This window comes from Streptomyces capoamus, assembly GCF_014654935.1.
Classification (GTDB): Bacteria; Actinomycetota; Actinomycetes; order Streptomycetales; family Streptomycetaceae; genus Streptomyces; species Streptomyces capoamus.
In genome coordinates this window covers 63,528-72,650 of sequence record NZ_BNBF01000001.1, presented here as the reverse complement: position 1 = coordinate 72,650, position 9,123 = coordinate 63,528, and the positions used below count along the sequence as shown (strand labels likewise).

9 protein-coding genes and 1 pseudogene are annotated in these 9,123 nt (G+C 72.6%); 5 read left to right on the top strand and 5 right to left on the bottom strand.

Annotated elements, in window-relative coordinates:
* Together IE312_RS38295 and IE312_RS00365 are read right to left on the bottom strand one after the other, a co-directional pair.
* Nucleotides 1–730, bottom strand: a pseudogene (locus tag IE312_RS38295) (RICIN domain-containing protein); the annotation flags it as partial.
* 419 nt (nt 731–1,149) lie between these two features.
* Entirely contained in the window at nt 1,150–1,620 is a 471-nt protein-coding gene (locus IE312_RS00365) for a DUF4442 domain-containing protein (protein WP_229898955.1), read from the bottom strand.
* Nucleotides 1,621–1,673: 53 nt separating this feature from the next.
* On the opposite strand from IE312_RS00365, the gene IE312_RS00360 reads away from it, so the two are divergent.
* The gene (locus tag IE312_RS00360; protein WP_189977135.1) at nt 1,674–2,741 is read left to right on the top strand and encodes a DUF8017 domain-containing protein; all 1,068 of its coding nucleotides are present in this window, start codon (nt 1,674–1,676) and stop codon (nt 2,739–2,741) included.
* A gap of 61 nt (nt 2,742–2,802) precedes the next feature.
* On the opposite strand, the gene IE312_RS00355 is transcribed toward IE312_RS00360, so the two are convergent.
* Together IE312_RS00355 and tuf are read right to left on the bottom strand one after the other, a co-directional pair.
* Nucleotides 2,803–3,648, bottom strand: coding sequence for a spermidine synthase (locus IE312_RS00355; RefSeq protein ID WP_189977133.1), 846 nt, complete (start codon nt 3,646–3,648; stop codon nt 2,803–2,805).
* An 87-nt stretch (nt 3,649–3,735) separates the two neighbouring features.
* On the bottom strand, nt 3,736–4,914 hold the full coding sequence (tuf, locus tag IE312_RS00350; protein WP_189977131.1) for an elongation factor Tu: 1,179 nt from the start codon (nt 4,912–4,914) through the stop codon (nt 3,736–3,738).
* Between the two features lie 323 nt (nt 4,915–5,237).
* Here tuf and IE312_RS00345 point away from each other — a divergent pair, with 323 nt between their 5' ends.
* Nucleotides 5,238–5,942 (top strand): TVP38/TMEM64 family protein, encoded by a 705-nt coding sequence (locus IE312_RS00345; RefSeq protein ID WP_189977129.1) that lies wholly within the window; start codon nt 5,238–5,240, stop codon nt 5,940–5,942.
* A gap of 4 nt (nt 5,943–5,946) precedes the next feature.
* Here IE312_RS00345 and IE312_RS00340 read toward each other — a convergent pair whose 3' ends face one another.
* Nucleotides 5,947–7,116, bottom strand: a complete 1,170-nt coding sequence (locus IE312_RS00340) for a thiolase family protein (RefSeq protein ID WP_189977127.1) — start codon at nt 7,114–7,116, stop codon at nt 5,947–5,949.
* Between the two features lie 107 nt (nt 7,117–7,223).
* Here IE312_RS00340 and IE312_RS00335 point away from each other — a divergent pair, with 107 nt between their 5' ends.
* The 3 genes from IE312_RS00335 (at nt 7,224) to IE312_RS00325 (ending at nt 9,084) form a co-directional block, all read left to right on the top strand.
* A complete protein-coding gene (locus IE312_RS00335; protein ID WP_189977125.1) occupies nt 7,224–7,694 on the top strand; it encodes a winged helix-turn-helix transcriptional regulator in 471 nt (156 codons plus the stop codon).
* Between the two features lie 127 nt (nt 7,695–7,821).
* On the top strand, nt 7,822–8,697 hold the full coding sequence (locus tag IE312_RS00330; RefSeq protein ID WP_189977123.1) for an undecaprenyl-diphosphate phosphatase: 876 nt from the start codon (nt 7,822–7,824) through the stop codon (nt 8,695–8,697).
* 207 nt (nt 8,698–8,904) lie between these two features.
* Nucleotides 8,905–9,084: a hypothetical protein gene (locus tag IE312_RS00325; RefSeq protein ID WP_189977121.1), complete on the top strand. Its 180-nt coding sequence runs from the start codon at nt 8,905–8,907 to the stop codon at nt 9,082–9,084.
* Nucleotides 9,085–9,123: the final 39 nt, after the last annotated feature.

The window sequence follows — 9,123 nt, the reverse complement described above, 5'->3', positions numbered from 1 at the left end:
CGGCGGCGTGCCGGCAGTGGCGGCACACCGTCAGGTGCCGGCGCACTTCCGGCAGCAGGGTGCCGCCGCGGCGGATGGGGACATCCAGGAGCCGGTTGTAGAAACGGCATTCCGGGGTGGGGGCGAGTTCGCGGTGGGCGCGTACGCAACCGGCGCGGAATTGCTCGCGCGCCTGCTCCAGGGCGGTGAGGGCGGCGGCTGGTTCGAGGCCCAGCAGACCGGCTGGTATGTTTATGGGTTCGGCTTCGACCTCGGCGTGCCAGAGAAGGCATTGCGCGGCGCCCGGAAGGGCCCGGAATGCGCGGGCGGCGAGCTGCCTGCTTTCCGGCGGTCCGGGCTTTGTGGCGCGCAGTCCGCGACCGCCGGTGGTTTTGCGCAATTCCGACAGGGCGATGCAGGCGACGTCGTCCGCGGCCCAGGTGCGGACGATGTCCCGGACGGCGACGAGCAGATGGGGGCGCAGGGCGCCGCCGGTCACCGCGCTCGGCATGCGGCCGAGCACGTGGTGGAAGGCCGCGGTGGCCACCAGCTGGGCGGTGGGTCCGGCGGCGGCGAGGCAGACCACGGCGTAGTCGCGGGTGGCCGGCCAGTGCCGGGCGAGCAGCAGGGCGACGGCGTGGTGGCGGCCGTCCTCCGGGCCGGTCAGCCGGGCGACGAGGGCGCGGTCGGGCTCCCCGGCGGGGCCGGGCAGGGGCGGGTGGGACGGGCGTGGGGGGTAAGGGGACTGCACGGAACCATTTCCTTTCCAGCCGCAGGACCGCACGCGCGAGTTGGTCCTGTCGGAAAGCAGTGCCTGATTGGTGCATACCTAAAGGGCCGGCCTGGACGTCGACGTCCGCCTTTGCCCTCCCGTGGGGGAGGCTCACCCTGACACACGCTGCTCGCCGGAAACAAGAAGTGGGAATGCCCTCCGCGGTGAAGTCGGTGAAATACCCAATGGTTACCGCCGGTATCCCCCGGAAGGGAGCGGGAACGACGGTCAACTGCCGCTCGGCGGGGGCCGGATGACCGACGAAGTTCCCACCTTTCGGCACGCCGCCACGGCCGCGGACAGACCCCCGCCCGCGGGCCGGACGCGCGGACGCGTCGGCCGGAGCGGCCCCCGGGAGGGCGCCGCTCCGGCCGGGACGGCCGACGTGGTCGTGCGGCTCACTTCCCCTGTTCGGCCGGGCGGAGGGTCCACAGGACGCTCATCTCGCCGGTGACGGCGCCGTCCGCGCGCCGGATCTCGATCGACACGGGGAACTCGGGGCGCCGGCCCGCGTCCAGCTCCGCGACGACCTCGGCGGCCGGACGGCCCAGCGTGGCGGTCGCGGTGACGGCGCCCATCGCCAGCTTCTTGTAGGCGATCTCGGCCCGCACGGCGAGTGGTACGGCACGCGAGAGCTGGTCCCCGAAGGCGGCCAGCACGATGGCACCGCTGGCCGACTCGCCGAGCGTGAACATCGCACCGGCGTGCGGGCCGCCCACGTGGTTGTGGTACTCGGCCTGGTCCGGCAGGGACACCACGGCCTTGTCGGGGGTCGTCTCCAGGAACTCGAGGTTCAGCGTCCGGGCCATGGGCACGGTGGCGGCGAGCATCTCGCCGATCGACATCTGGTCTGCGCTCATGGACGTCATGTTACTCACGAGTAGCGAAGGCTGGCCAGTGAAGCGCACTAGGGTTACGGGCCATGTGGCCAGATCAGCAGCCGCCAGGGGGCGCGCAGAACCCGCAGCACGACCAGCAGAACCCGTACCAGCAGCCCGGCTACCAGCAGCCGAACCCGTACCAGCAGCCCGGCTACCCGCAGCACCCGCAGGCCGGCCCCTACGGGCAGCAGCAGCCCGGCCCGTACGGACAGCAGGCGCAGCCCGGTCCGTACGGACAGCAGCAGTGGGGGCAGCCCCCGACGGCGCCGGTGCCCGAGCCCCCGCGGGGCGGCGGCGGCCGTACCAAGCTGATCGCGGTCGTCGCGGCCGCGGCCGTCGTGGTCACCGCCGCCGTGACCGGTTATCTGGTACTGGGCGGCGGCAAGGACGACGAGGCGGACGACGGCAAGGGCGGACGGAGCGTGAGCCCGTCGCCGGCCGGCTCCTCGCCCGCCTCGCCCACCTCGACCGCGACCGACAACCCGCGCTCGGGCGCGTCGGAGAAGCCGACGGTTCCCGGCTGGAAGGTCGTAATCAACCCCAAGTACGGCACGGCCTTCGACGTGCCGGCCGACTGGGAGGTGGAGCGGCCCGGCGTCTTCTCCTTCTTCCAGGACGAGCAGAAGGGCGACGGTTCGGCGTACATAGGCTTCTCCGGCCCCGCGTTCCTGGAGCCGGACCACTGCGTCTCCGACGACAGCGGCTACAAGGCGTCGCACGCGCTCGCGGGCAGCGGTACGAAGGGCGAGAACGGCGCCAAGGACACCGCGAGCATCGCTCGCGGCGACGCGGCCACCTTCGCGTTCGGCGGGTACACCGACCAGTCGAAGGCCGCCAAGAAGTACCTGCGGATCGGCAAGGCCGCACCCTTCACGACGGCGTCGGGCGTCAAGGGCAGCGTCGCGAGGTCGTACGTCGTCGGCGTACCGAAGAAGCACAAGTGCGACACCGACGGCAAGGCCGTCACGTTCGCCTTCAAGAACTCCACCGGCAGCTTCGTCTCCTGGACGCTGTACGGCGCCAAGGGCGTCAAGGACGAACTCTCCGACGCGACCATCGACAAGATCCTCACCACGGTACGCCTGCACGGCGATCCGCTCGTGGACTGACCGGGACCGGGCCGGGACCGGGCCGGACCGGGCCATCGCACGACCGGCCGGCCCGGCGGCGTCAGCCGATGCCGAACGCCCCTTCGGGGGGCTCGGGCGAGGGCACCGCGCCGGTGTCCTGCACCGGTCGGGCCGAGCCGATGAACTTCCCCAGGGCCGGGCCGTGTTCGACGCGCGCCGGAAAGGCGTCCGCCGCGGCGCGGCGGGCGACCGCGGCGACGTCCAGCGGCCGGTGCGAGGCCACGACCACCGCGTTGCCGAACCGCCGCCCGCGCAGCACCGCCGGCTCGGCGATCAGCGCCGTCTCCTCGAACACGGCCGCCAGGTTGGCCAGTTGGGAGCGGAGGAAGCCGAACGGCGCCGCGTCCGCGAGGTTCGCGACGTACACCCCGCCGGGCCGCAGCACCCGCTCGGCCTGGCGGACGTAGGGGAGCGTGGTCAGGTGGGCCGGCACCCGGGACCCGCCGAACACGTCGGCGACCAGCACATCGGCGTGGTCGTCCGGCGCCTCCTCCAACCAGGCCCGGGCGTCGGCCGCGTGCAGCGCCACGCCCGAGCCCTGCGGCAGCGGCAACCGCTCGGTGACCAGTTCCAGCAGCCCCCGGTCGGCCTCGACCACGTCCTGCCGGGACCCGGGCCGGGTGGCGGCCACGTACCGGGGCAGCGTCAGCGCGCCCCCGCCGAGGTGCACCACGTCCAGCGGCGCACCCTGGGCGGAGACGGCGTCCAGCACGAAGCCCAGCCGCCGCGCGTACTCGAACTCCAGGTACGCCGGATCGTCCAGATCGACGTAGGACTGCGGCGCCCCGTCGACGGTGAGCAGCCAGGCCCGTTCCCGGTCGACGTCGGGCATCAGCTTGGCGGTGCCGTGGTCCGTGGTGCGGGAAACGGGTATCTGCTCGGTCACCCGTTCATTGTGACGCGCGAGGACGCGGGGCGCGGAACCGCGCGGCCGGCCGGGGAGGGCCGCACGGTCCTCCCGCACGCCTCCGCGTCACTCCACGGTGGTCACGGTTCCCGCGCCCACCGTGCGCCCGCCCTCACGGACGGCGAACCCGAGCCCGGGCTCCAGCGGCACCTCCCGCCCCAGCTCCACGGTCATCTCCACCGTCTCCCCGGGCCGGGCGACCGCCGCCTCGCCCAGGTCCACGTTCCCGACGACGTCCGCCGTCCGGATGTAGAACTGCGGCCGGTATCCGGTGGTGACCGGCGTCGTACGGCCCCCTTCGCGCCCGGAGAGCACGTACACCCGCGCCGTGAAGCGCCGGCTCGGCACCACGCTCCCCGGGGCCGCGACCACGTGCCCGCGCCGCACGGCGTCCCGGGGCACGCCCCGCAGCAGCAGCGCCACGTTGTCGCCGGCCTGCGCCTGCGCCATCGGCTTGCCGAAGGTCTCCAGGCCGGTGACGACGGTCTGCACGTCCGCACCGAGCACGTCGACCCGGTCGCCGACCCCGACCACCCCTCTTTCGACGGCACCGGTCACGACGGTCCCCCGGCCGGTGATGGTGAGCACGTTCTCGACGGGCAGCAGGAACGGCGCGTCGACGTACCGCTCCGGCACCGGGACGTAGGTGTCCACCGCGTCCAGCAGCGCCTCCACGGACGCCGTCCAGCGCGGGTCGCCCTCCAGGGCCTTCAGCCCGGAGACCCGTACGACCGGAACGGCGTCGCCCGGGTAGCCCTGGGCGGTGAGCAGGTCGCGGACCTCCAGCTCGACCAGGTCGGTCAGCTCCTCGTCCCCGGCGTCGGCCTTGTTCAGCGCGACCACGATGTGGTCGACGCCCACCTGCCGGGCCAGCAGCACGTGCTCGGCGGTCTGCGGCATGATCCCGTCGAGCGCGGAGACGACGAGGACGGCCCCGTCGAGCTGGGCGGCGCCCGTGACCATGTTCTTGACGTAGTCGGCGTGACCCGGCATGTCGACGTGGGCGTAGTGCCGGGTGTCGGTCTCGTACTCGACGTGCGCGAGGTTGATGGTGATGCCGCGGGCGGCCTCCTCCGGGGCGCGGTCGATGCGGTCGAACGGAACGTAGGCGGTGGTGCCGCCGGTGCCGCGCGCGGCGAGGACCTTGGTGATGGCGGCGGTCAGGGTCGTCTTGCCGTGGTCGACGTGACCCATGGTGCCGATGTTGAGGTGCGGCTTGGTGCGCACGTAGGCCGTTTTGGACATGGCGGTACCTCGAAGCCTCTCGGGCGTGACGAAGGATGCGGGACCCCGGGGACTCGCCGACCCTCCCCCTGCGGGGTCCGCCGGACGATCCGGAGAGGGTCAGCTTCGGGCGCCGTCGACAGCGGCCGCGAGGAGCAGGACGGCAGCCTTCGGCGCATCCGCGACGGCGGATGCTGCGAAGAGGAAGGCGTACCGGAACATGTGCTCGATCCTCACCGACGGCCCGCCCGGTGTCGAACTAATTTCCGTTCGCCGAACGGTTTTCGGCGCGGGTGAGTTGGAGCTCACGGCGCTCACCCGGGTTCGTCGGTTAGGGTCGCCGGATGCTCGACGCCGACCGCTCTGGCACCGCCACGGCCTCCCCCCGGGCCGCCGCCACCCTGCTGTCCCCCTACGCCCGGCTGTCGCTGCTGCTCGCACTGCTCGCGGGCGCCGCGGTCTGCGTGCTGCTGTTCCAGCCGCAGCGGCTGCTGACGCACGGCCTGCCACCGCAGCTCGGCGGAGCCGCGGCGGCCGTGGTGTTCGCGGCGGCGTACGGGGTGTGCACGGTGGCCTTCGTACCGCGCCCCTTGCTGAACCTGGCCGCGGGCGCGCTGTTCGGCTCCCAGCTGGGGCTGGCGACGGCGCTCGCGGGCACGGTACTCGGTTCCGGGGTCGCCTTCGCCCTGGGCCGGATGCTCGGGCAGGACGCGTTGCGCCCGCTGCTGCGGGGCCGCTGGCTGAAGGCGGCCGACGGGCAGCTCAGCCGGCACGGGTTCCGGTCCATGCTGGCCGTACGGCTCTTCCCGGGCGTGCCGTTCTGGGCGGCGAACTACTGCGCGGCCGTCTCCCGCATGGGCTGGCTGCCGTTCCTGCTGGCCACGGGGCTCGGCTCGATCCCGAACACGGCCGCCTACGCGGTCGCCGGCGCCCGCGCCTCGGCGCCGACCTCCCCGGCCTTCCTGCTGGCGATGGCCTGCATCGCCGTACCGGCGCTGGCGGGCGCGGTGGTGGCCTGGCGCAAGCGCCACCGGCTGCCCGGCCGCTGAGGGCTCAGACGCCTTCGAGGATCATCGCGTTGGCCAGTCCGCCCGCCTCGCACATGGTCTGCAGGGCGTAACGCGCGCCGTGTTCGCGCATGGCGTGGACCAGGGTCGTGGTCAGCCGGGTGCCGCTCGCGCCGAGCGGGTGGCCCAGGGCGATCGCGCCGCCGTGCACGTTGACCTTGGCGAGGTCGGCGCCGGTCTCATGCTGCCAGGCGAGGACCACGCTGGAGAAGGCCTCGTTGACCTCGAACAGGTCGATGTCGTCCAGGTGCAGGCCCGCCCGGCGCAGTACCTTCTCGGTCGCCGGGATCACGCCGGTGAGCATCAGCAGCGGGTCGGAGCCGGTCACGGCGAAGCTGTGCAGGCGCGCCAGCGGGCGCAGGCCGAGCCGGGCCGCGGTGTCGCCGGAGGTGATCAGGACGGCGGAGGCACCGTCGTTGACGGGACTGGCGTTGCCGGCGGTGACGTTCCACTCGATCTGCGGGAAGCGTTCGGCGAAACCGGGGTCGTGGTAGGCGGGCCTGAGGCCGGCGAGGATCTCCGGCGTGGTGTCCGGGCGGACGCACTCGTCGCGGGCGACGCCGTCGAGCGGGGCGACCTCGGCGTCGAAGAGTCCGCCGCGCCACGCGGCGGCGGCCTTGCGGTGCGAGGAGACGGCGAACTCGTCCATCCGCGCGCGGGTGAGGGACCACTTGGCGGCGATGAGTTCGGCGCTGATGCCCTGCGGGACCAGTCCCTCGGGGTAGCGCTCGGCGACGCCGGGCCCGAACGGGTCCTTGCCGGCGGGCACGTTGGACCACATCGGCACCCGGCTCATCGACTCCACCCCGCAGGCCACGACGACGTCGTACGCGCCCGAGAGCACGCCCTGCGCGGCGAAGTGCACCGCCTGCTGGGAGGAGCCGCACTGGCGGTCCACGGTGGTCGCCGGGACCGACTCGGGCAGGCCGGCCGCGAGGACGGCGTACCGGGTGGTGTTCATGGCCTGCTCGCCGACCTGGTCGACGGTGCCGCCGATCACGTCGTCGATGAGCACCGGGTCGACGCCGGAGCGTTCGACCAGGGTGCGCAGGGTGTGCGCGAGGAGCTGTACGGGGTGGACGTGGGCGAGGGAGCCGTGCGGCTTGCCCTTGCCGATCGGGGTGCGTACGGCTTCGATGACGACTGCGTCTCGCATGGTGCGGGCCTCCAGCGGTGATCGGAAGGGCTACCGGTGAGTAGGAAATCCGGACCCACCATAACCCGGTGAGTTGGAAAATCAAACCCTCACCTAGACTGGTCCGCATGGCCGCCATGAAGGACCCGCGCCCCTGCTCCATCGCCGACACGCTGGCGGTGGTCGGCGAGAAGTACTCCCTGCTCGTCCTGCGCGAGGTGTGTCTGGGCAACGGCCGCTTCGACCAGCTCGTGCGCAACACCGGCGCCCCGCGCGACATCCTGTCCGCCCGGCTGCGCCGGCTCGTGGAGGCCGGCGTCCTCACCAAGCGCCTCTACAGCGAGCGCCCCCAGCGCTTCGAGTACCGCCCCACACAGGCGGGCCTGGAGCTGGAGCCGGTCCTGATGACCCTCAAGGAGTGGGGCGACCGCCACCTCCGCAACGGCACCGACCTGCCGATGACCGTCGAGCACTCCTGCGGCGGCGCACTGGTGCCGGTGGTCACCTGCGGGGCCTGCGGTGACCCGGTGCGCCACGAGGACCTGACGGCCCGTCCGCAGGCCCCGGGCTGGACCCTCACGGGGCCGACGGCCGCGTGACCGGATCCCCGCCCGCGGGGGCCGGCGGCCCTCCGGCCCCTGGTGCCGCCCTGCCGTCCGGGCCCGCTACGCTTCGTCCGTCACATGATCACCTCATCTTCGAACAGCGCTTGGACGCCATACCTTCATGTCTTGGTTTGAATCCCTCGTCCTCGGACTCGTCCAGGGGCTGACCGAGTTCCTCCCCGTCTCCTCCAGTGCGCACCTGCGGCTGACCGCGGCGTTCTCGGGCTGGAAGGACCCGGGCGCGGCCTTCACGGCGATCACGCAGATCGGCACGGAGGCCGCCGTCCTCATCTACTTCCGCAAGGACATCGGCCGGATCATCTCCTCCTGGTTCCGCTCGCTGTTCGAACGGACGAGGCGGCGCGACCAGGACGCGCAGATGGGCTGGCTGGTGATCGTCGGCTCCATCCCGATCGGCCTGCTGGGCGTGACGCTGAAGGACCAGATCGAGGGGCCGTTCCGCGATCTGCGGGTGACCGCCACCATGCTCGTCGTCGTCGGCCTGGTCATCGGCGTCGCCGACCGGCTGGCGGCCCGCGACGAGACCGGCGGCCGGCACCGGGCGCCCAAGCAGCGCAAGACACTGGAGAACCTCGGGGTCAGGGACGGCCTGATCTTCGGCCTCTGCCAGGCCTGCGCCCTCATCCCGGGCGTGTCCCGTTCCGGTGCGACGATCAGCGGCGGGCTGTTCATGGGCTACCGGCGCGAGGCGGCGGCCCGTTACTCGTTCCTGCTCGCCATCCCGGCCGTCCTCGCCTCCGGCGCCTTCGAGGTGAAGGACTCACTGGGCGAGGGCCATGTGGACTGGCCGCCGACCCTGTTCGCGACGGTGATCGCGTTCGCCTCGGGTTACGCGGTCATCGCATGGTTCATGAAGTGGATCTCCCACAAGAGCTTCATGCCGTTCGTCTGGTACCGCGTGGCCCTGGGCGTGGTCATCATCGCGCTGGTCGGCGCCGGGGTGCTCAGTCCCCACGCCGCCGAATCGGCGGGCTGAGCCGGCGGGCCGGGGTACGCCCGCCCTCCCGGTTTTCGGACATCTTCCGGTCCCGGACGGCCCGCCTATGACGTGGGCAACTTCCAGAAACCGCACGGCAGTTCGCCGCAACGAGCACAGGGGCGGCCGGCACCGGTGACCAACCGCATACCTTCTGCGTAGCCACCCGGTAGCGCACCGTCAGTGCTTGCGCCTAGGCTGTTCGGCATGTCCCCCGAATCCCCGTCCCCTGGTTCCGTGCGGTCCGCCGCCGAGGTGAACGAGCAGATCCGGGCGCTGTGGCTGCGTGCGGGCGGCACCCTGTCGGCCCAGGAGCGCACGGAGTACGAGCTGTTGGTGGTCGAGTGGGCCGAGGCGATCCGCGTACGGGTCGTCGAGGCGGCCTGACCCCGGGTCCGGGCGCCCTCCCGCCACGGCCCTCAGGCC

Excerpts from the sequence above, each read along its gene's own strand:
- IE312_RS00360 (WP_189977135.1), top strand. The coding sequence starts at position 1,674 with ATGTGGCCAGATCAGCAGCCGCCAGGGGGCGCGCAGAACCCGCAGCAC.
- IE312_RS00340 (WP_189977127.1), bottom strand. The coding sequence starts at position 7,116 with ATGCGAGACGCAGTCGTCATCGAAGCCGTACGCACCCCGATCGGCAAG.
- IE312_RS00330 (WP_189977123.1), top strand. The coding sequence starts at position 7,822 with ATGTCTTGGTTTGAATCCCTCGTCCTCGGACTCGTCCAGGGGCTGACC.
- IE312_RS00335 (WP_189977125.1), top strand. The coding sequence starts at position 7,224 with ATGGCCGCCATGAAGGACCCGCGCCCCTGCTCCATCGCCGACACGCTG.
- tuf (WP_189977131.1), bottom strand. The coding sequence starts at position 4,914 with ATGTCCAAAACGGCCTACGTGCGCACCAAGCCGCACCTCAACATCGGC.
- IE312_RS00365 (WP_229898955.1), bottom strand. The coding sequence starts at position 1,620 with ATGACGTCCATGAGCGCAGACCAGATGTCGATCGGCGAGATGCTCGCC.
- IE312_RS00345 (WP_189977129.1), top strand. The coding sequence starts at position 5,238 with ATGCTCGACGCCGACCGCTCTGGCACCGCCACGGCCTCCCCCCGGGCC.
- IE312_RS00325 (WP_189977121.1), top strand. The coding sequence starts at position 8,905 with ATGTCCCCCGAATCCCCGTCCCCTGGTTCCGTGCGGTCCGCCGCCGAG.